The organism is Pseudomonas sp. AC463 (genome assembly GCF_979253585.1).
The window spans coordinates 235,026-256,105 of sequence record NZ_CEEDDZ010000009.1; the positions used below are offsets into that span (position 1 = coordinate 235,026).

The 21,080-nt window shown below is 59.2% G+C and carries 22 protein-coding genes and 1 tRNA gene; 2 read left to right on the forward strand and 21 right to left on the reverse strand.

Features of this window, described 5'->3' with window-relative positions; genetic code table 11:
- Positions 1 to 6: 6 nt before the first annotated feature.
- The 12 genes from rlmN to trmJ form a co-directional block, all read right to left on the reverse strand.
- On the reverse strand, positions 7 to 1,155 hold the full coding sequence (gene rlmN, locus AC0IYH_RS13910) for a dual-specificity RNA methyltransferase RlmN (RefSeq protein ID WP_116628762.1): 1,149 nt from the start codon (positions 1,153 to 1,155) through the stop codon (positions 7 to 9).
- 29 nt (positions 1,156 to 1,184) lie between these two features.
- Positions 1,185 to 1,610, reverse strand: a complete 426-nt coding sequence (ndk, locus tag AC0IYH_RS13915; protein ID WP_003175956.1) for a nucleoside-diphosphate kinase — start codon at positions 1,608 to 1,610, stop codon at positions 1,185 to 1,187.
- A 92-nt stretch (positions 1,611 to 1,702) separates the two neighbouring features.
- Positions 1,703 to 1,903, reverse strand: a complete 201-nt coding sequence (gene iscX / locus AC0IYH_RS13920; RefSeq protein WP_034128025.1) for a Fe-S cluster assembly protein IscX — start codon at positions 1,901 to 1,903, stop codon at positions 1,703 to 1,705.
- A gap of 14 nt (positions 1,904 to 1,917) precedes the next feature.
- Positions 1,918 to 2,259, reverse strand: coding sequence for an ISC system 2Fe-2S type ferredoxin (gene fdx, locus AC0IYH_RS13925; RefSeq protein WP_032890689.1), 342 nt, complete (start codon positions 2,257 to 2,259; stop codon positions 1,918 to 1,920).
- A 3-nt stretch (positions 2,260 to 2,262) separates the two neighbouring features.
- Entirely contained in the window at positions 2,263 to 4,125 is a 1,863-nt protein-coding gene (hscA, locus tag AC0IYH_RS13930) for a Fe-S protein assembly chaperone HscA (protein ID WP_471834797.1), read from the reverse strand.
- Positions 4,126 to 4,176: 51 nt separating this feature from the next.
- Complete coding sequence (hscB, locus tag AC0IYH_RS13935; protein ID WP_471834799.1) at positions 4,177 to 4,698, reverse strand: co-chaperone HscB; 522 nt, start codon at positions 4,696 to 4,698, stop codon at positions 4,177 to 4,179.
- An 8-nt stretch (positions 4,699 to 4,706) separates the two neighbouring features.
- Positions 4,707 to 5,030, reverse strand: a complete 324-nt coding sequence (gene iscA / locus AC0IYH_RS13940) for an iron-sulfur cluster assembly protein IscA (protein WP_003175963.1) — start codon at positions 5,028 to 5,030, stop codon at positions 4,707 to 4,709.
- A gap of 28 nt (positions 5,031 to 5,058) precedes the next feature.
- Complete coding sequence (gene iscU, locus AC0IYH_RS13945; RefSeq protein WP_003209682.1) at positions 5,059 to 5,445, reverse strand: Fe-S cluster assembly scaffold IscU; 387 nt, start codon at positions 5,443 to 5,445, stop codon at positions 5,059 to 5,061.
- Between the two features lie 99 nt (positions 5,446 to 5,544).
- On the reverse strand, positions 5,545 to 6,759 hold the full coding sequence (locus tag AC0IYH_RS13950; RefSeq protein WP_101272852.1) for an IscS subfamily cysteine desulfurase: 1,215 nt from the start codon (positions 6,757 to 6,759) through the stop codon (positions 5,545 to 5,547).
- Between the two features lie 50 nt (positions 6,760 to 6,809).
- The gene (gene iscR / locus AC0IYH_RS13955; RefSeq protein WP_003194020.1) at positions 6,810 to 7,301 is read right to left on the reverse strand and encodes a Fe-S cluster assembly transcriptional regulator IscR; all 492 of its coding nucleotides are present in this window, start codon (positions 7,299 to 7,301) and stop codon (positions 6,810 to 6,812) included.
- A 301-nt stretch (positions 7,302 to 7,602) separates the two neighbouring features.
- Entirely contained in the window at positions 7,603 to 8,385 is a 783-nt protein-coding gene (gene cysE, locus AC0IYH_RS13960) for a serine O-acetyltransferase (protein ID WP_116628765.1), read from the reverse strand.
- 2 nt (positions 8,386 to 8,387) lie between these two features.
- Positions 8,388 to 9,158: a tRNA (cytosine(32)/uridine(32)-2'-O)-methyltransferase TrmJ gene (gene trmJ, locus AC0IYH_RS13965; RefSeq protein WP_471834800.1), complete on the reverse strand. Its 771-nt coding sequence runs from the start codon at positions 9,156 to 9,158 to the stop codon at positions 8,388 to 8,390.
- Between the two features lie 145 nt (positions 9,159 to 9,303).
- On the opposite strand from trmJ, the gene suhB reads away from it, so the two are divergent.
- A complete protein-coding gene (gene suhB, locus AC0IYH_RS13970; protein ID WP_003175971.1) occupies positions 9,304 to 10,119 on the forward strand; it encodes a type III secretion system regulator SuhB in 816 nt (271 codons plus the stop codon).
- Positions 10,120 to 10,325: 206 nt separating this feature from the next.
- Here suhB and AC0IYH_RS13975 read toward each other — a convergent pair whose 3' ends face one another.
- The 6 genes from AC0IYH_RS13975 to queA form a co-directional block, all read right to left on the reverse strand.
- Positions 10,326 to 10,868, reverse strand: coding sequence for a glycine zipper 2TM domain-containing protein (locus AC0IYH_RS13975; RefSeq protein WP_015885750.1), 543 nt, complete (start codon positions 10,866 to 10,868; stop codon positions 10,326 to 10,328).
- Between the two features lie 123 nt (positions 10,869 to 10,991).
- Positions 10,992 to 11,906 (reverse strand): protein translocase subunit SecF, encoded by a 915-nt coding sequence (gene secF / locus AC0IYH_RS13980; protein ID WP_122772604.1) that lies wholly within the window; start codon positions 11,904 to 11,906, stop codon positions 10,992 to 10,994.
- Positions 11,907 to 11,915: 9 nt separating this feature from the next.
- A complete protein-coding gene (gene secD / locus AC0IYH_RS13985) occupies positions 11,916 to 13,784 on the reverse strand; it encodes a protein translocase subunit SecD (protein WP_471834801.1) in 1,869 nt (622 codons plus the stop codon).
- 62 nt (positions 13,785 to 13,846) lie between these two features.
- A complete protein-coding gene (yajC, locus tag AC0IYH_RS13990) occupies positions 13,847 to 14,185 on the reverse strand; it encodes a preprotein translocase subunit YajC (protein WP_003175975.1) in 339 nt (112 codons plus the stop codon).
- Between the two features lie 43 nt (positions 14,186 to 14,228).
- A complete protein-coding gene (tgt, locus tag AC0IYH_RS13995) occupies positions 14,229 to 15,344 on the reverse strand; it encodes a tRNA guanosine(34) transglycosylase Tgt (RefSeq protein ID WP_003175976.1) in 1,116 nt (371 codons plus the stop codon).
- 5 nt (positions 15,345 to 15,349) lie between these two features.
- Entirely contained in the window at positions 15,350 to 16,414 is a 1,065-nt protein-coding gene (gene queA / locus AC0IYH_RS14000) for a tRNA preQ1(34) S-adenosylmethionine ribosyltransferase-isomerase QueA (RefSeq protein ID WP_116628768.1), read from the reverse strand.
- A gap of 108 nt (positions 16,415 to 16,522) precedes the next feature.
- Between queA and AC0IYH_RS14005 the strand changes: the two genes are divergently transcribed.
- Positions 16,523 to 16,607 (forward strand) — tRNA-Leu (locus AC0IYH_RS14005).
- Between the two features lie 194 nt (positions 16,608 to 16,801).
- On the opposite strand, the gene AC0IYH_RS14010 is transcribed toward AC0IYH_RS14005, so the two are convergent.
- The 3 genes from AC0IYH_RS14010 to AC0IYH_RS14020 form a co-directional block, all read right to left on the reverse strand.
- Positions 16,802 to 19,132 (reverse strand): TonB-dependent siderophore receptor, encoded by a 2,331-nt coding sequence (locus tag AC0IYH_RS14010; RefSeq protein ID WP_471834803.1) that lies wholly within the window; start codon positions 19,130 to 19,132, stop codon positions 16,802 to 16,804.
- Positions 19,133 to 19,298: 166 nt separating this feature from the next.
- Positions 19,299 to 20,246 carry a FecR domain-containing protein gene (locus tag AC0IYH_RS14015; protein ID WP_471834804.1) on the reverse strand — a complete coding sequence of 316 codons (948 nt, stop codon included), beginning with the start codon at positions 20,244 to 20,246 and terminating at the stop codon, positions 19,299 to 19,301.
- Positions 20,243 to 20,779 carry a sigma-70 family RNA polymerase sigma factor gene (locus AC0IYH_RS14020; protein WP_471834806.1) on the reverse strand — a complete coding sequence of 179 codons (537 nt, stop codon included), beginning with the start codon at positions 20,777 to 20,779 and terminating at the stop codon, positions 20,243 to 20,245. The genes AC0IYH_RS14015 and AC0IYH_RS14020 overlap by 4 nt, the downstream gene beginning before the upstream one ends.
- Between the last annotated feature and the right edge of the window lie 301 nt (positions 20,780 to 21,080).

The window sequence follows — 21,080 nt, forward strand, 5'->3', positions numbered from 1 at the left end:
CCTCTCTCAGATTCGATTCACAGCGATCTGCGGCATATCGTCGGCGGCATTCAGTTCGCGCACCGCGATATAACGTTCGCTGCGACGGGTGCGATCCAGCACCTGTCCTACCAATTGGCCACAGGCGGCATCGATGTCTTCACCACGGGTGGTGCGGACGGTGACGTTGTAGCCGGCCTGGTGCAGTTGATCCTGGAAACGGCGGATGGCGTTGTTGCTCGGCCGCTCGTAGCCAGAATGTGGAAACGGGTTAAACGGAATCAGGTTGATCTTGCACGGGGTGTTCTTGAGCAACTCGATCATCTCGACGGCGTGTTCGACCTTGTCGTTGATGTCCTTGAGCATGGTGTACTCAATGGTCAGCACGCGCTTCTCACCCAAGGTCGCCATGTAACGCTGGCAAGATTCGAGCAGCATCTTAAGCGGATACTTCTTGTTGATCGGCACCAATTGGTTACGCAATGCGTCATTGGGTGCGTGCAGCGACAACGCCAGGGAGACGTCGATGTGCTTGGCCAGCTCATCGATCATCGGTACCACGCCGGAGGTCGACAGGGTCACACGGCGCTTGGAGATGCCGTAGCCCAGGTCGTCCATCATCAGATGCATGGCCGCAATCACGTTGTCGAAGTTCAGCAGCGGCTCACCCATGCCCATCATCACCACGTTGGTGATGGCACGGTCGACAGTTGCCGGGACGCTGCCAAAGGATTTGTTGGCAATCCACACCTGGCCGATGACTTCGGCGGCGGTGAGGTTGCTATTGAAGCCTTGCTTGCCGGTGGAGCAGAAACTGCAGTCCAGGGCACAGCCTGCCTGGGACGAAACGCACAAGGTGCCGCGTTTGCCCTGGGGAATGTACACGGTCTCGACGCAGCTGCCGGACGCCACGCGCACCACCCACTTACGGGTGCCGTCGCTGGAGATGTCCTCGCTGACCACTTCGGGACCACGGACCTCAGCAATGGCCTTGAGCTTGTCGCGCAGGGCCTTGCTGACGTTCGTCATGGCGTCGAAATCGTCGACACCAAAGTGGTGAATCCATTTCATTACCTGACCGGCACGGAAACGCTTCTCCCCGATTGAGTCGAAGAATTTCTCCATTTCCGGCTGGGTCAGCCCCAGCAGGTTGGTTTTAACAGTCGATGTAGTCATGGATTCACCCTCACTCTTTAAGCCGATGCTTAGCGAGCGGTTACTTCAGTAGCAGCGAAAAAGTACGAGATTTCGCGAGCAGCGGCAGCTTCGGAGTCCGAGCCGTGTACAGCGTTGGCGTCGATGGATTCAGCGAAGTCAGCACGGATGGTGCCGGCAGCAGCTTCTTTAGGGTTGGTAGCGCCCATCAGCTCACGGTTCAGAGCGATAGCGTTTTCGCCTTCCAGAACCTGAACAACAACAGGGCCGGAGATCATGAAGGCAACCAGGTCGCCGAAGAAGCCACGAGCGCTGTGCTCAGCGTAGAAGCCTTCAGCTTCAGCCTTGGACAGTTGCTTGAGTTTCGAAGCTACAACCTTCAGGCCGGCTTTTTCGAAACGAGTGGTGATCTCGCCGATGACGTTTTTTGCAACAGCGTCAGGCTTGATGATGGAGAAAGTACGTTGAACAGCCATGGTGTAACTCCAGAAACGGTAATTTACGAAAAATTAAACCCGCGAATTATACGCGGGTTATTGGGTATTGCCTAACTGCGTAAAAAGGCGGCTCAGTCTGCTTCTTCGATCCACAGGCCTTGAATCGCCTCCAGGACCTTCTCGCCACCCCGATCAGGGATATCGTCGAAATCCGGCAGTGCCATTACGAGGTCACGCAGTTTGACGAAGTTCACCGTAAGAGGATTGACCTCAGGGTGAGCTTCCGCAAGTTGTATAGCGATTTCTTGTACATCAACCCATTTCAGGCTCATGACATTTCCTTGAATCAATGCGGCGCTTCGGCCGCATGGTTGAGCGAATATTTCGGAATTTCGACGGTGATGTCTTCGGTCCCGACCTTTGCCTGACAGCTTAGACGCGATTGCGCCTCCAGGCCCCAGGCACGATCCAGAAAGTCCTCTTCCAGCTCGTCCGCTTCTTCCAGGCTGTTAAAGCCCTCACGGATGATGCAGTGGCAGGTGGTGCAGGCACACACACCGCCGCAGGCGCTTTCGATCTCGATATGGTTGTCATGGGCAACTTCGAGGATGGACTTGCCGGTCTCAGCCTCCACAACCATACCGTCCGGGCAATGCTCGGCGTGTGGCAGAAAAATGACCTGCGGCATTAATTATTCCTCGATTTCATTCAGGTTGCGCCCGGCCAGTGCGGCTTTCACCGTCTGATCCATGCGCCGGGCGGCAAAGGCGTCGGTGACCTGCGACAAGCGCTTGGTCTGCTGCTCGATGGCGTAGCCATCGTTGCCTTTCATCAGTTCGGCCAGTTCCTGCATCTGCAGGTCGATGACCATGCGCTCTTCGGCATCCAGCAAGCGTTCACCATCAGCTTCAAGGGCGCCCTGCACGGCTTCGAGCAGGCGCTGGGCATCCACTTGCTGCTCACGCAGTACACGGGCGACCTTGTCGTCACCGGCGTATTGGAACGAATCCTTGAGCATCTTGGCGATTTCGCCGTCAGTCAGGCCGTAGGACGGCTTGACCTGGATGCTGGCCTCAACGCCAGACGCCAGTTCGCGCGCCGCGACGCTGAGCAGGCCATCGGCGTCAACCTGGAAGGTCACGCGAATCTTCGCCGCACCCGCAACCATGGCCGGGATGCCGCGCAATTCAAAGCGCGCCAGGGAGCGGCAGTCGCTGATCAGCTCGCGCTCGCCTTGCAGCACATGAATCATCATGGCCGTCTGGCCATCTTTGTAAGTGGTGAAATCCTGGGCACGGGCAACGGGGATGGTGGTGTTGCGCGGAATCACCTTCTCCATCAGGCCGCCCATGGTTTCCAGGCCCAGGGACAACGGAATCACGTCGAGCAGCAGCAGTTCGCCACCATCGCGCTTGTTGCCGGCCAGGGTATCGGCCTGGATAGCAGCGCCAATGGCGACCACCTGGTCCGGGTCGATTTCAGTCAGCGGCTGGCGACCAAAGGCTTCGGCCACGGCTTCACGCACGCGCGGTACGCGGGTGGAACCACCGACCATGACCACAGCGCCGACTTCTTCCAGCTCGATACCGGAATCACGCACGGCACGGCGACAGGCCTTGAGGCTGCGGGCGACCATCGGCTCGATCAGCGCATCGAAAGCTTCGCGGGTCAGCTGGGCCGACCAGGCACCGTAGGACACTTCGACACAAGCAGCGTCCGTCAGGGCTTCTTTGGCCGCACAGGCAGCTTGCAGCAGACTACGTTGCGCGCCCGGGTCCAGATCAGCCGACAAGCCGGCGCTGGCGATGATCCAGCCGGCAATGGCGTGATCGAAGTCATCGCCGCCCAGGGCACTGTCGCCACCGGTAGCCAACACTTCAAACACACCGCCGGTCAGGCGCAGGATCGAAATATCAAAAGTGCCGCCGCCCAGGTCGTAAATAGCCACGAGGCCTTCGGCGTGCTGGTCCAGGCCATAAGCCACGGCCGCCGCAGTCGGTTCGTTGAGCAGGCGCAGCACGTTGAGGCCGGCAAGTTTTGCCGCGTCCTTGGTGGCTTGGCGCTGAGCATCGTCGAAATACGCAGGAACGGTAATGACTGCCCCCACCAGTTCGCCGCCCAAGGTATTTTCCGCGCGCTGGCGCAGCACCTTGAGGATGTCGGCCGACACTTCCACCGGGCTTTTCGGGCCCTGGACCGTGTCGATGAACGGCATGTGGGATTCACCGCCGATAAAGCGGTAAGGAAGCTGGTCGCCCAATTGCTTGACGTCGGACAGACCACGTCCCATCAAGCGCTTGACCGACAGCACGGTGTTCAAAGGGTCGGTAGACGCGGCCAGCTTGGCCGATGCGCCTACTTCGGTACGATCGGCGTGATAGCGCACGGCAGACGGCAGGATCACCTGGCCATCAGCGTCGGGCAGCGGCTCGGACAGGCCACTGCGCAAGGCAGCAACCAGGGAATTGGTGGTGCCCAGGTCAATCCCCACCGCCAGGCGACGCTGGTGCGGTTGTGGGCTTTGGCCGGGTTCGGCGATTTGCAGTAGAGCCATGGTAATCAGGTCTTATCTGTCTATCAGGCGTGCATCACGGGCAGCACTGGGTTAATCGTCGAGGCGCTCTTCTAGCTGGCGCACTTCGTGGGTGAGCTTGTCGAGGAACTGCATGCGCCGCATCAGGCGCTCGGCCTGCTCGCGTTGCGCTGCATCATTCCAGCAGGCGGCGAAGCTTTCGTTCAGCTCATCCTGGGCCACTTTCAGACGGCGCTTGAAGACTGCGACACCCGCCACATCGGCTTCGTCCTGCAAGTCTTCGAGCTCTTCGCGCCACTGCATCTGCTGCATCAGGAAGTCCGGATCGTGCACCGTGACTTCCAACGGCAACTCGCCACCGTTCATGGCGAGCAGGTAACGCGCGCGTTTCGGTGGGCTTTTTAGCGTCTGATAGGCTTCGTTGAGGCTGGCCGACTGCTCCAGGGCCAGGCGTTGCTCACGCTCGGAAGCGTCGGCAAAGCGGTCCGGATGCACCCCACGCGCCAATTCTCGGTAGCGCGTGGCAAGCTGCTCGAGGTCCAGCCGAAAACTCGGCTGCAGCTCGAATAAAGCGAAATGACAAGGAGTACCCACGAATAGCCTCAGATGTTGAAGCTTTCGCCGCAGCCACACTCACCGCGCACGTTGGGGTTGTTGAACTTGAAGCCTTCGTTCAACCCTTCCTTGACGAAATCGAGTTCGGTGCCGTCCAGGTAGGTCAGGCTTTTAGGGTCGATGATCACTTTCTCGCCGTGACTTTCGAACACCTGGTCTTCCGCAACCACCTCGTCGACAAACTCCAGCACGTAGGCAAGGCCGGAACAGCCCGTGGTGCGAACACCCAGACGAATCCCCTCACCTTTACCGCGCCCATTCAGGGAGCGGCGAATGTGCTGCGCAGCCGCTTCTGTCATGCTGATAGCCATCGTTGACTCCTTACTCGTCGCCAAATGCTTAGATCAAGCCTTTCTTCTGCTTGTAGTCGCGAACGGCCGCCTTGATGGCGTCTTCTGCGAGTACCGAGCAGTGAATTTTCACCGGCGGCAGCGCCAGTTCTTCAGCCAGCTGAGTGTTGCTGATAGTCACAGCCTCATCCAGGGTCTTGCCCTTCATCCACTCGGTAGCGAGGGAGCTGGAGGCAATGGCGGAACCGCAGCCGTAGGTCTTGAATTTGGCGTCTTCAATAACACCAGCCTCGTTGACCTTGATCTGCAGGCGCATCACATCGCCGCACGCCGGAGCGCCGACCATGCCGGTGCCGACATCAGGGTCTTCCGCGTTCATCTTGCCGACGTTGCGCGGGTTTTCGTAGTGGTCGATGACCTTTTCGCTGTAAGCCATGGTACTGAATCCTCACTCATCAGGGCCGCTCTGGAACCCTGTAAAAACGCCTGCGTTTTCCGCCACGTTCCTACAGAGCTTGGGTGGCGGCTTCTATATTTAGTGTGCCGCCCACTCGATCTTGGAAATGTCGACACCGTCTTTGAACATATCCCACAGCGGCGACAGAACACGCAGCTTGTTGACGGCTTCGCAGACTTTCTGCGCGGCGTAGTCGACTTGCTCTTCAGTGGTGAAGCGGCCGAAGGTAAAGCGGATCGAACTGTGTGCCAGTTCGTCGTTGCGGCCCAGGGCGCGCAGTACGTACGAAGGCTCAAGGGACGCCGAGGTGCAGGCCGAACCGGACGAAACCGCCAGGTCCTTGAGCGCCATGATCAGCGACTCGCCTTCAACGTAGTTGAAGCTCAAATTCAGGTTGTGCGGTACACGGGCGGTCATGCTGCCGTTGATGTACAGCTCTTCAAGGTTCTCGACCTGCTTGTAGAAGCGGTCGCTCAGGGCCTTGATACGAATGTTTTCGGCAGCCATGTCTTCCTTGGCTACACGGAATGCTTCGCCCATACCGACGATCTGGTGGGTCGCCAGGGTGCCGGAACGCATGCCGCGCTCGTGACCGCCGCCGTGCATGGTGGCTTCGATGCGCACGCGAGGCTTGCGGCTCACGTACAGCGCGCCGATGCCTTTGGGGCCGTATGTCTTGTGGGCAGAGAACGACATCAGGTCGACTTTCAGCTTGGACAGGTCGATATCAACCTTGCCGGTGGACTGAGCAGCGTCGACGTGCAGCAGGATGCCTTTGGAGCGCGTCAGCTCGCCAATGGCCGCGATGTCGTTGATGGTGCCGATTTCGTTGTTCACGTGGATCACGGAAACCAGGATGGTGTCTTCACGCAGCGCGGCTTCGATCATGGCCGGGGTGACGATACCGTCGGTGGTTGGCTCGAGGTAGGTGACCTCGAAACCTTCACGCTCCAGTTGGCGCATGGTGTCGAGGACAGCCTTGTGCTCAATCTTGGTGGTGATCAGGTGTTTGCCTTTGGTCGCGTAGAAATGCGCCGCGCCCTTGATAGCCAGGTTGTCGGACTCGGTAGCACCGGAGGTCCAGACGATTTCGCGCGGGTCTGCGCCGACCAGGTCAGCGACCTGGCGACGAGCGTTCTCGACCGCTTCCTCGGCTTTCCAGCCGAACACGTGGGAACGGGAGGCCGGGTTGCCGAAGTTTCCGTCGACCAGCAGGCATTCGCTCATCTTTTGCGCGACACGCGGATCAACCGGGGTGGTCGCTGAGTAATCAAGGTAAATCGGCAATTTCATGGACTTTCTCCTAAATCAGGCTGGCTGGCGTACCGTTAGCTCTTCGGCTGTCACTCGACGGCGGACGCTTCAATCTTGTCCAGACGCGGCGCCTTGGTGTTGCAACGGCGCTGGTCCTGACGCTGGGCTACTTCTTGCACCTCACGGCGAGTCACAAGATCAGCCAAGCTGATACCACTCAAAAACTCATGGATCTGCAGGCTCAAGTCACACCACAAGTGGTGCGTCAGGCAGGTGTCGCCAGCATGGCAATCACCCAAACCCTGGCATTTGGTGGCATCGACGGATTCGTTGACCGCGTCGATGACCTGCGCTACCTGAATGCCCTGCATGTCGCGGGACAGTTGATAGCCGCCACCTGGCCCACGCACGCTGGAAACCAGATTGCTGCGACGCAACTTGGCAAACAGTTGCTCGAGGTAGGACAGGGAAATGCCTTGGCGCTCGGAGATATCGGCCAGGGACACCGGCCCAGTTTGCGCGTGCAAGGCCAGGTCAAGCATGGCGGTCACCGCGTATCGGCCTTTTGTAGTCAGTCTCATGGACAAGTACCAAGGTGTTTCAGAATGGGGGCAAGTATGCGATTCCCGAGTATTTAAGTCAACTATAAGACCTAGTACTTTAGTCAGGATTACCCGTAAAAAGGGCGCGCGAATCATAGCAGGACGGGGTGGAATGGACCAGCGAGAACAGGGCCAAGCCGGGATTCCGAGACCAATGGAGGTCAAATGTGGGACGGGGCTTGCCCCCGATAGCGGTGGATCAGTCAATAAATATAGCGGCTGACAGATTGCCATCGGGGGCAAACCCCCTCCCACGGGGATTTGCGGCGAACTCGAGACCTCAACCAGCCTTGGTGGCAGTTTCGTTCTTGATCTCGGCGAAGTCTTCTTCGCGCAGCTCAGGCAGATCTTTCGCACAGTAGCTGCTGCCCAACTCCTTCAGCGCGCCGCACATGCCGTCCAGCTTGCCATCTACCGCTTGCAGGTGGTCGAGCAACTGGCCAATCGCACGCGCCACCGGGTCGGGCATGTCTTCGCTGACGCCATAGGCGTCGAAGCCGATCTTCTCGGCCATCGCCTTGCGCTTGGCCTCCTGCTCGTCGCCGACTTCCGGCTTGACGATGATTCGGCCCGGAATACCCACCACGGTTGCGCCAGGCGGCACCGCCTTGGTCACCACGGCATTGGAGCCTACCTTGGCGCCAGCGCCGACCGTGAAGGGGCCGAGCACCTTGGCGCCCGCGCCCACCACCACACCGTTTTCCAACGTGGGATGGCGCTTGCCTTTATTCCAGCTGGTGCCACCCAGGGTCACCCCCTGGTAGAGGGTCACGTCATCGCCGATCTCAGCGGTTTCGCCAATCACGATGCCCATGCCATGGTCGATGAAGAAGCGACGCCCCACCTTGGCCCCCGGATGAATCTCGATCCCGGTCAGCCAACGGCCAAAGTTCGACACTACCCGCGCCAACCATTTCCAGCCCATGCCCCACAAGGCGCTGGACAGGCGGTGAATCCAGATCGCATGCATGCCCGGGTAGCAGGTCAGCACTTCAAAGGCGTTGCGCGCCGCCGGGTCACGGTGGAAAACACTCTGGATATCTTCTCGCAAACGCTCGAACATTTTTAATCCTTCCGCTTAAGAAGCTCGCCACGGGCCGCTTTCTGGGTTTCCGTGAGGATGCCACGCAATATATTCATTTCTGCCCGACTGACCGAGCTGCGCCCGTATAGGCGGCGCAGGCGCGCCATCAAGTGCCGTGGTTTTTCAGGATCAAGGAATTCGATGGCCACCAGGGTTTGCTCCAGGTGTTCATAGAATCGCTCCAGCTCGTCCATAGTGGCCAGCTCACCACTCTTGGTCGATGCGACTTCATCCTTCTCGACCTTGCTCGGCTGACCTTCGGAGGCCAGCCAGGCCATGCGCACTTCGTAACTCAACACCTGCACCGCTGCCCCAAGGTTCAGCGAGCTGAACTCGGGGTCTGATGGAATGTGCACGTGGTAATGACATCGTTGCAGCTCTTCATTGGTGAGGCCGGAATCTTCACGACCGAACACCAGGGCGATTTCAGCGCCGCCGGCCGCCTCTTCCACCACTTTGGTGCCGCACTCGCGCGGATCCAGCAGTGGCCAGGGGATACGCCGGTCGCGGGCGCTGGTGCCAAGCACCAGGTTGCAGCCGACCAAGGCATCTTCCAGGGTGGCGACGACCTGGGCTTTTTCAAGGATGTCATTGGCGCCGGATGCGCGGGCATCAGCCTCGTGGTGCGGGAACACCCGCGGTTCGACCAGCACCAGGCGCGTCAGCCCCATGTTTTTCATGGCTCGCGCCACCCCACCGATATTGCCGGGATGACTGGTATTGACCAAGACGACACGAATGTTTTGCAGCAAGGGAGGCGCTCTCGGACACGGGAAAGGGGAGCAAATCTTACAGAACAGCCTAAGGTTATGCCATGAAAGCTAACGTCGTCCTTCACCTGAAGAAAGTTTCTGCTAGAATGCTCGGCTTTCTTTAACAACCTTAGGTGACACATCCATGCAGCCCATGCTGAATATCGCGCTGCGCGCCGCCCGCAGCGCCAGTGAATTGATCTTCCGCTCCATCGAGCGCCTGGATACCATCAAGGTCGACGAAAAAGACGCCAAGGATTATGTATCCGAGGTGGATCGCGCCGCCGAACAGAAAATCATCGACGCTCTGCGCAAGGCCTACCCTACCCACGGCATCCTCGGTGAAGAAACCGGACTGCACAAAGGCAGCGGCGAAGGCGAAGACTACCTGTGGATCATCGACCCACTGGATGGCACCACCAACTTCCTGCGCGGCATCCCGCACTTTGCAGTGAGCATCGCGTGCAAATACCGTGGTCGCCTGGAACACGCCGTCGTACTTGACCCGGTTCGCCAGGAAGAATTCACCGCCAGCCGTGGCCGTGGCGCCCAGCTGAACGGTCGCCGCCTGCGTGTCAGCGGTCGCACCAGCCTGGACGGCGCCCTGCTGGGTACCGGCTTCCCGTTCCGTGACGACCAGATGGACAACCTGGAAAACTACCTGGGCATGTTCCGCGCCCTGGTTGGCCAGACTGCTGGCATCCGTCGCGCCGGCGCTGCCAGCCTGGACCTGGCCTACGTGGCTGCCGGTCGTTTCGATGCGTTCTGGGAATCGGGCCTGTCCGAGTGGGACATGGCTGCAGGCGCCCTGCTGATCCAGGAAGCCGGCGGTCTGGTGAGCGACTTCACCGGTGGTCACGACTTCCTTGAGAAAGGCCACGTGGTTGCCGGCAACACCAAATGCTTCAAGGCAGTACTGACGGCGATCCAGCCGCACCTGCCGGCCTCGCTGAAACGCTAAGCGAGCGAGCACAAAAAAAGCACCCTTCGGGGTGCTTTTTTTATGCCTGGGATTTGGTGCGAACTTAAACACTAGCAACACCGCAAAACAAGTGCGGGAGGGGGCTTGCCCCCGATTGCAGTGGCTCAGCTAAAGATTCATTAACTGATGCACCGCTATCGGGGGCAAGCCCCCTCCCACATTTTGAATTGCTTTAGGCCCTGGAATTACTGCTGGTTCTGACCCAGGACGAGACGCCCTTCTTTATCCACCGGGATCTGGCCGCCTGGGTCACGATCCATACGCACCGAACCTTCCTTGCCATCCAGGGTGTAACGCACGTCGTAGCCGACAACCTTGTCGCTGATGTCGTTGACGGTGTTACAGCGAGTTTGGGTAGTGGTGTAGGTATCGCGGTTCTGCATACCTTCCTGAACCTTGTTACCCGCGTAACCGCCACCGACCGCACCGGCCACGGTGGCCAGTTTTTTACCATTCCCGCCACCAACCTGGTTGCCCAACAGGCCACCGGCCAGCGCACCGACCACGGTGCCGACGATCTGATGTTGATCCTGCACCGGCTTCTGCCGGGTCACTGCGACGTCCTTGCAGACCTCGCGAGGGGTTTTGATCTGGGTTTTTACCGGCTGCACCGCCAGCACTTGCGCATACTCAGGGCCGCTTTTCACCAAGCTGTAGGTGGCAACAGCACCCCCGGCAGTCACACCGACAGCACCCAATACCGCACCAACCAGCAACGACTTGTTCACGTGAACCTCCTGACCATCACAAACGGACCGAAAGATCCGCGCTATACCCAGCCTTGGAGCAAAAAAAAAGGCACGAGTTCAATACTCGTGCCTTCTTTGTAACAGCGGATCAACAAACGCCCATCAAGGGCGGTCGTCGACCTCCTTGCCGGTAGCGGCTGGAGGGATCAGGTCTTCGCTGTTGAGGTTCAGCCAGATCAGCACCACGTTGGCGATATAGATCGACGAGTAGGTACCCGCCAGAACGCCGATGAACAGTGCCAGGGAGAAGCCCCACAGGTTGTCACCACCGAAGATCATCAGCGCAGCAATCGCCAGCAAGGTGGAGATCGATGTCGCCATGGTCCGCAGCAGGGTCTGGGTGGTGGAGATGTTGATGTTCTCGATCAACGTCGCCTTGCGCAGTACACGGAAGTTCTCGCGAACCCGGTCGAATACCACGATGGTGTCGTTGAGGGAGTAACCAATGATCGCCAGCACCGCCGCCAGCACCGTCAGGTCGAAGGTGATCTGGAAGTACGCAAGGATACCCACGGTCACGATCACGTCGTGGATCAGCGACACGATGGCGCCGACACCGAACTTCCACTGAAAGCGGAAGGCCAGGTAGATCATGATGCCGACCAGCGCCATCAGCATGCCGAGGCCGCCCTGGTCGCGCAGTTCCTCACCCACCTGCGGGCCCACGAACTCGACACGCTTGACCGCTGCCGGGTTGTCGCCGCCGACCTTCTGCAAGGCCTCGGCCACCTGGTGACCCAGTTGAGGGTCTTCGCCAGGCATACGCACCAGCAGGTCGGTGGTCGCACCAAAGCTCTGCACGATGGCTTCGTGATAGCCGGCCTTGACCAGCTCGTTGCGCACCAGGGTAACGTCGGCGGGCTTCTCGTAGGTCAGCTCGATGAGCGTACCGCCGGTGAAGTCCAGACCGTAGTTCAGACCCTTATGGAACCAGCTGAACAACGCCAGAACGGTAAGGAGCACAGTGACGCCGAACGCAACGTTGCGAACGCCCATGAAGTTGATTGTACGTAACATGGCAGCCCCTTAAATCCACAACTTCTTGAAGTCACGCCCGCCATAGATCAGGTTGACCATTGCGCGGGTCACCATGATGGCCGTGAACATCGAGGTAAAGATACCGAGGGACATGGTGACCGCAAACCCTTTGACCGGGCCGGTACCCATGGCGAAGAGAATCCCACCGACCAGCAAGGTAGTCAGGTTGGAGTCGAGAATCGCGGTAAATGCCCGGCCGAAGCCTTCGTTGATTGCACGCTGCACAGTCATGCCGTTGGCGATCTCTTCACGAATACGCGAGAAGATCAGCACGTTGGCATCCACCGCCATACCCATGGTGAGTACGATACCGGCGATACCCGGCAGGGTCAGCGTAGCGCCCAGCAACGACATCAGCGCCAGCAGCATGATCATGTTGCCCGCCAGTGCGACGGTGGCAATGACACCGAAGAAGCGGTAGATGGCGATGATAAACAGGGACACGAACAACATGCCCCACAGGGACGCATCGACACCCTTGGTGATGTTGTCGGCACCCAGGCTCGGGCCAATGGTGCGCTCTTCAGCGAAGTACATCGGCGCTGCCAGGCCACCGGCACGCAGCAGCAGGGCCAGCTCGGACGATTCGCCCTGGCCATTCAGGCCGGTGATGCGGAATTGAGCACCCAGCGGCGACTGGATGGTCGCCAGGCTGATGATCTTCTTCTCTTCCTTGAAGGTCTGCACCGGCACGTCTTTCTCGACGCCGTTGACCATTTGCTTGGTGTAGGTAGTAACCGGGCGTTGCTCGATGAAGATCACCGCCATGCTGCGACCGACGTTGCTGCGCGTAGCGCGGCTCATCAGCTCGCCGCCGTGGCCATCCAGACGGATGTTCACTTCAGGCGTACCGTGCTCGCCGAAACCGGCCTTGGCGTCGGTTACCTGGTCACCGGTGATGATCAAGCTACGCTCGATCTGTGCCGGTGGGCGGTTGCCTTCGCGGAACTCGAACTCTTCGGAAGTGGCGCGCGAAGCACCTGGTTCAGCGGCAAGGCGGAATTCCAGGTTGGCGGTTTTACCCAGGATACGCTTGGCTTCCGCAGTGTCCTGTACGCCCGGCAGCTCAACCACAATGCGGTTGGCACCCTGGCGCTGCACGATCGGCTCGGCCACACCCAGCTCGTTGACGCGGTTACGCACCGTGGTCAAGTTCTGCTTGATGGAGTATTCGCGGATTTCCGCGATCTTCGCCGGGCTCATCGCCAGACGCAGTACAGCCTGACCGTTCAGGTCGGCCGGTACGATGTCGAAATCATTGAAGTTCTTGCGGATCAGTGCACGGGCCTGTTCGCGGGAAGCTTCGTCAGAGAAGCCCAGCTGGATGGCGCCGTTGAGCTGCGGCAGGCTGCGATAGCGCAGCTTTTCTTTACGCAGCAAGCTCTTCACGTCGCCTTCGTAGACTTTCAGGCGCGCGTCGAGGGCTTTGTCCATGTCGACTTCCAGCAGGAAGTGCACACCACCGGACAAGTCCAGACCCAGCTTCATCGGGTGCGCGCCAATGCTGCGCAGCCATTGTGGCGTGGTCTGTGCCAGGTTGAGCGCGACAACGTAGTCGTCACCCAGGGCCTTGCGTACGACATCTTTGGCCGGCAATTGGTCTTCTTGCTTGGCCAGGCGCAACAAGCCGCCCTTCGCACCAGCCGCCAACGTTGCCGCTTTAACCTGGATACCCGCGTCGGTGAGCGCTTTGCTCGCGCGTTCCAGATCAGCCTGATTGACCTGCAGCGAAGTGCTGGCGCCCGTGATCTGGATCGCAGGGTCATCAGGATAAAGATTGGGAGCGGAATAAATAAAACCGATCGCCAGCACCGCCAGGATCAGTACGTATTTCCACAGAGGGTATTTGTTCAGCATCACGCCGCCCGCTTATAACGCGGGGCGCCTTGCGCGCCCCGTCGATTGGTAAAGGTTGTTACTTAGATCGCTTTGAGCGTGCCTTTTGGCAACGTGGCGGCGATGGCGCCCTTCTGGAACTTCATTTCTACGGTGTCGGAAACTTCCAGAACCACGAAAGCGTCGGAAACCTTGGTGATCTTGCCGGCGATACCACCAGTGGTCACAACTTCGTCGCCTTTCTGCAGGCTGCCCAGCAGGTTTTTCTGCTCTTTGGCGCGCTTGGCCTGTGGACGCCAGATCATCAGGTAGAAGATGACCAGGAAGCCGACCAGGAAAATCCACTCGAAACCACCGCCCATAGGGCCGGCAGCAGCAGGCGCAGCGGCGTCAGCCATGGCGTTAGAGATAAAAAAGCTCATTTAGCACTCCAGTTGCAAATAGTGAATCTTAGGGTCGGAAAACTCAGTCCAAGGGCGGCACAGGAAGCCCGCGCTTGGCATAGAAGGCATCGACGAAGGCGGCCAATGTACCCTGTTGAATAGCCTCGCGCAAACCAGCCATCAGGACTTGGTAGTGACGCAAATTGTGGATGGTATTCAACATGCTACCCAGCATTTCCCCGCATTTGTCCAGATGGTGCAGATAAGCACGGGAGAAGTTCTGGCAGGTGTAGCAATCACAGGTGGGATCCAGCGGCGAATCATCATGGCGATGGAACGCGTTACGGATCTTCAGCACGCCTGTATCAATGAACAGATGCCCATTGCGGGCATTACGGGTTGGCATCACGCAATCGAACATGTCCACACCGCGGCGCACACCCTCTACGAGATCTTCTGGTTTGCCAACGCCCATAAGGTAACGAGGTTTGTCAGCCGGCATCAGGCCCGGCAGGTAATCCAGCACCTTGATCATTTCATGCTTGGGCTCTCCTACCGACAAACCACCGATGGCCAGGCCGTCGAAGCCGATTTTGTCGAGGCCTTCCAGCGAGCGCTTGCGCAGGCTTTCATGCATGCCGCCCTGGACGATACCGAACAATGCAGCCGTGTTGTCGCCGTGGGCATTCTTCGAGCGCTGGGCCCAACGCAGCGACAGCTCCATGGAAATGCGCGCCACGTCTTCGTCAGCCGGGTATGGCGTGCACTCGTCGAAAATCATCACGATGTCGGAGCCCAGGTCGCGCTGAACCTGCATCGACTCTTCCGGGCCCATGAACACTTTGGAGCCGTCCACCGGCGAGGCGAAGGTCACGCCCTCCTCCTTGATCTTGCGCATGGCGCCCAGACTGAACACCTGGAAACCACCGGAGTCGGTGAGGATCGGACCTTGCCACTTCATGAAGTCATGCAGGTCGCCGTGCTTCTTGATCACTTCCGTGCCCGGGCGCAGCCACAGGTGGAAGGTGTTGCCGAGAATGATCTCTGCGCCGGTGGCGACGATATCGCGCGGCAGCATGCCTTTTACGGTGCCGTAGGTGCCGACCGGCATGAAGGCCGGGGTCTCGACGGTACCGCGCGGGAAGGTCAGGCGACCACGGCGAGCCTTGCCGTCGGTGGCCAGCAATTCAAACGACATACGACTCATGGTTGTTCCTCTGGGGCAACTGTCTCAGGTGCAGTCGGCGCCGGATTACGGGTGATAAACATCGCATCACCGTAGCTGAAAAAACGGTACCCGTTATCGATGGCGGCTTGGTAAGCGGCCATGGTTTCCGGGTAACCGGCAAATGCCGACACCAGCATCAACAGCGTGGATTCCGGCAGATGGAAGTTGGTCACCAGGCAATCGACCACATGGAACGGTCGGCCCGGGAAAATGAAGATATCGGTGTCGCCACTGAACGGCTTGAGCACACCATCACGCGCCGCGCTTTCGAGGGACCGCACGCTGGTGGTGCCCACAGCCACTACACGACCGCCGCGCGCCTTGCACGCTGCCACGGCATCCACGACTTCCTGGCTGACTTCCAGCCATTCGCTGTGCATATGGTGGTCTTCGATGTTATCCACACGCACCGGCTGAAACGTGCCGGCCCCCACGTGCAGGGTCACATAGGCGCTCTCGACGCCCTTGGCGGCGATTGCATCCAAAAGCGGCTGGTCGAAATGCAGGCCGGCAGTTGGCGCGGCTACAGCTCCGAGACGCTGGGAGTACACGGTCTGATAGCGCTCGCGGTCCGAGTCTTCGTCGGGGCGGTCTATATAGGGAGGCAACGGCATGTGGCCGACGCGCTCCAACAGCGGCAGCACTTCCTCGGCAAACTTGAGTTCGAACAACGCGTCATGACGCGCGACCATCTCGGCTTCGCCACCGCCGTCGATGAGGATGCTCGACCCCGGTTTCGGCGACTTGCTGGAGCGCACATGGGCCAGCACACGGTGGCTGTCCAGCACCCGCTCCACCAGAATTTCCAGCTTGCCGCCGGACGCCTTCTGGCCAAAAAGCCGCGCCGGAATCACCCGGGTATTGTTGAATACCATCAAGTCGCCTGGGCGCAAATGCTCAAGCAAATCAGTGAATTGACGGTGTGCGAGGGCACCGCTCACCCCGTCCAGGGTCAGCAGTCGACTGGCGCGACGCTCGGCCAAAGGGTGGCGAGCGATCAGCGAATCAGGGAGCTCAAAAGTAAAGTCAGCAACGCGCATGATGGGGTTCGTCTAGCAGGGCCGGGAAGTCTAGCGGAAATAGTTAAAATTGACCATGAAACGTGATTGACCAACGGTAATCTCATCTCTATACTTCGCCGCCATTGAGCCCTGATGGCGGAATTGGTAGACGCGGCGGATTCAAAATCCGTTTTCGAAAGGAGTGGGAGTTCGAGTCTCCCTCGGGGCACCAAGTACATATCTCGAGACGTTGCTCAATGCGTCTTGAACACAGAAAAACCGGCCACTTGAGCCGGTTTTTTTGTGCCTTGCGATCTACCTCTGTCTCCCCTTATGCGCTGTATCCCTGCTTGTGTCCTGAGAGATCACCCTCCACAGGCTAGCCATCAGCCTGTGGCGAGCGCACGCTGCTTTCCAATCCTTGCTTTACCAGTCCTGACTCAACGTCGCGATCACGTTGCGGCGGCTTCCGTACAGCACCGAATTCTCGTAGAAGCCGGGTTCGAAATAATGCTTGTCGAACAGGTTGGTGCCCGTGATCGAGATTTTGCTGCCTTTGAGCCCGACCTTGCCCAGGTCGTAGCGCAGCGTGGCATCGGTCAGTGTGTAATGTGGGGTTTTCACGGTGTTCTGGATATTCTGCGAAGAGCCCATATACCGCTGACCAATCCCTGCACCGACACCGTCGAATACCCCCGCATCAACGGTGTAGTCAAGCCAGATGCCCGCCGTATTGCGAGGAATGGCCCGCGGCGTGTTGCCTTTGTACTGGCTGTCCTCAGTGATCTGGGCGTCCGTGTAAGCATAGGACGCGAGCATATTCAGATTGCTTGCAAGGCTGGCCTTGCCTTCGACTTCAATGCCTCGGGAACGCACTTCACCACTCTGAACCGAAAAGCCCGAATTGAGCGGATCTGTGGTGGTGACATTCTTCTGGGTAAGGTCGAACGCGGATACCGTGACGGAGCTGTTGTAGCCGGGCGGCTGGTATTTGATCCCGACTTCGTATTGCTTGCCTTCAGTAGGTTTGAACGGCGCGCCGGAAATATCGGTATCCGGGTTGGGCTGGAACGAGGTGCTGTAACTGGCATAGGGCGTGATGCCATTCTCCAACAAGTAGGCCAGCCCGATACGCCCGGTAAATTTATGGTCGCGCTGCTGGGTGTCGATGTTTTCGGTGCCGAAGTACAAGCCCTTTTCATGGTCCTGTGCCCAGTCTTCGCGGCCACCCAGGGTCAGCGCCCAGCGATCCAGCTTGATCTGGTCCTGCACATACAACCCGACCTGCTGCATCTTGCTGCTGGTGTCGCGCTGCAGCGGGTCATACCAGATAGCCCCGCCGCCATACACGGGGTGGTACAAGTCGAGCATTTCGAAGTCGGGGTCCGGATCGCCGTTGCGGCGGGTTTCCTTGGCGTTGTAATGCGAATAGTCGATACCGGTAATCAACGTGTGCTGGAGAGGCCCGGTGTTAAAACTGCCCTGGACATTGTTGTCGACCATGAACGTGTCGCTGCTTTTCGGGCGGTACTGCAGCCCTACATCTTGCGTGCGCCCGTCCGCGTTGAGCACCTCATCCGGCCCACTGGCAAGGTACCCGACCGTGGAATGCATGTAGCGCAGGTTTTGCTGGAACTTCCAGCCATGGTCGAACAGATGCTCGTAGATCGAGCCGATCGAGGTGGTTTCCACGTGGTAATAGCTGCCCTTCCAACCCAGGTTGATATCCGAGTCGATGTGACCGTTGGGGCTCTTGAGTACCGTGCCGATTGCCGGAAAGCTCTGTTCCGAACCGCCGGTCTTGCTCTTGTTGTAGCTGGTGAGCAATGTGAGGGTGTTGACGTCGTCGGGTTTCCAGGTCAGCGACGGTGCGATGTAGGTGCGATCGTCGGGTGAGTGATCGACCTGGGTGCCACTGTCGCGCTGCAGCATCACGATACGCCCGAACAGTGTGCCGGCGCTGTCCAGTTGGTCGCCGACATCCAGCCCGAACTGGCGACGCTCAAAGCTGCCCCCTTGCATTTCTACATGACGGATCGGCGTCTCTTGCGGGCGCTTGCTGGTCATGTTGACCACGCCGCCCGGCGCCATTTGCCCGAACAGCACCGAGGCCGGCCCCTTGATCACGTCGAGGCGCTCAAGGCCGAAGGTCTCAAAGTTGGTGTCGTACTGGTTAAAGCCAGAGCGCAGGCCGTCCTGATAAATACCGAACAGGTTAAACGCGCGAAAACCACGCATGAAGATGTCCGGCGCACCTTGGCCGCCGGCGTAGTCCAGCACCCGGATGCCCGGTGTGTATGCCACGGCCGAGTTGAAGTCCTGCACGCCACGCTGATCCATTTCGTCGCGAGTGATCACCGAAATGCTCTGTGGAACTTCATTGATCGGCGTATCGGTCTTGGTGCCGACCGTGGAACGCAGGGCCACGTAGCCTGCTACCGGCCCCGTACCGTTTTCCTGGGCCTGGCTGGTCGCGTCGATCTGTACTGGACCGATTTCAATCGACTCATCGCCCCGCGGCAAAGGCTCCAGCACATATACGCCATTGCCCCGGGATGCCGCGCGCAGGCCGCTGCCCGACAACAACTGAGCGAAGCCTGTCGCAAGCGCAACGTCGCCTTCCAGGCCCTGGCTCTGCCGCCCTCGCACCAGCGCAGGATCAATGGCCAGGTTGATCCCCGCTGTGGCCGCGAAGCTTGAGAGTACCTGCCCTAGCGAGCCCGCCGGGATAGAGAAATGCTGAGAGGGCGCCGCCATCAGCGCCGGACTCATGAGCACACTCAGCGCCAGAGTGGCGCGCGGCACAGCGCAGGCAAGAGAAGAATAACCAGCTGAAAAACCCATTAGCGCTCCGTATCGATGAGACCTATTTGCTGAAAGGACACGCCAGCGACGAAAAACAGGACACACGATAGGTTTTTTTTCAGACAGGTCGGGGCTGCAACGTGACCCAGTAGCGCGTGCGGTACACCGCACTGACCGGCAGGGCCTGAGCCACGGCGCTAAGAACCAGATCCGTATCACGCAATTGAAAGACGCCGCTGATGAGCAGCTCGGCAATGTCGGGATCACACCGCACCCAACCGGGCCGGTAACGATTCAGTTCCTTGGCGAATGTTGATAGCGACATGCGCTCCACGCGCAGTACACCCCGGCTCCACTCATCGCTTCCGGGCGAGAGCGGTTGCGCGGTCATCACGCGCAGGCTGTCGAAATGCGCCTGGTTGCCGGCGCTCACACGGGTGGCATCGGCGCAGCCGTTGGGACAAATGTCGACCGCGCCGCCATACACACTGACCAGGCTTTCGTTGCCCTTGAGGTGGACGCTGAAACGTGTTCCGACGGGATACACGTTACCCTGCTCGGTCTGTACCCACAGAGGCCGGTTGAGCTGATCTCGCCCGGTAGTCACCAGCACTTCACCCGACCGCAAACGGATCAGTCGCTGGTGGGCATCGAAGGTGATATCAACGGCGCTGTCGGTATTCAGATTCAGGCGGGTGCCGTCGGCAAGGTCGATCTGTCGCTGCTCGCCGACGCGGGTTCGCTCGTCCGCCGTCCAGGTGCCATGACGCCAGACCAGCAACGCGGCAGGCCCCGCGGTCATCAGCAGCATCAGCGCCTTGAGCCCGGCGCGGCGGCTCAGTCGGTCTGCGCGATCAAGCGTGAGTAACCCGACACCGTCTGGAATCCCCTTCCACTGCTCGCTGACCCGCTGGGCAAGCTGCCAGGCACGCTCATGATCGGGATGCTGACTGCGCCACTGCTCGAACAGCTTGCGTTGCGCTGCATCGGGCGCGGCCTCATGCAGGCGGATATACCAGCGTGCAGCTTCGCGAACCGCGCGCTGACCCAGAGGCTCCGCGTTCATATCGCGTCTGTCATTGCCAGCACCATGCACTGCTCCATCGCCTTGGTCAGATAACGCTGCACGGTACGCACCGTGACATTCAGCATCTGCGCAATTTCAGCGTAGGTATGGCCTTCGAGTTGCGACAACAAGAACGCACGACGGACGTTCGACGGCAGGCCATGCAGCAGTGTGTCAACGGCCTCCAGCGCCTCACGAATCAGCCATTGCTCTTCGACTGACAGCGAGTTTTGCTCCGGATAGTCTGCCAGCGTCCGCAACCAGGCCTCTTCGATAGAACGCCGTCGGTGCAGATTGAGCATGAGCCGCCTGGCTAAAGTCGCCAGATACGCACGCGGCTGACGCAGGTCCTGCGCCGGTGGTGAGTTTGAGGTGCGCAACAGGCGCAGAAACGTGTCTTGCGCCAGGTCGGCGGCATCACTGCGACAGCGGATACGGCGATACAGCCAGGTCTGAAGCCACGAGTGGTGATCGACATATAGAGCTGTGACATCGCGGTGTAATACCGACTCGCACGCCGACGCGCCATTCATTGGAAAAATCCCTGATAATTCGATGCATGTGCAATTGTGAATTAATCTCAATACTATCGATATGTCAGTGCGCTGACAACGGGCTGAGCTGGCGCACGGCGTGAATCGTCCCGGATTCTCTCGCCACTTTTACGGGTCAATAGATTTTTCAGTCTTGGGCAAGGACGTTCGCCCTTTTCGACCGCCCAAAACAAAACCCCATCTGCTTTCGCAAATGGGGTTTCGGAATTTAATCTTGACGATGACCTACTCTCACATGGGGAAACCCCACACTACCATCGGCGATGCATCGTTTCACTAC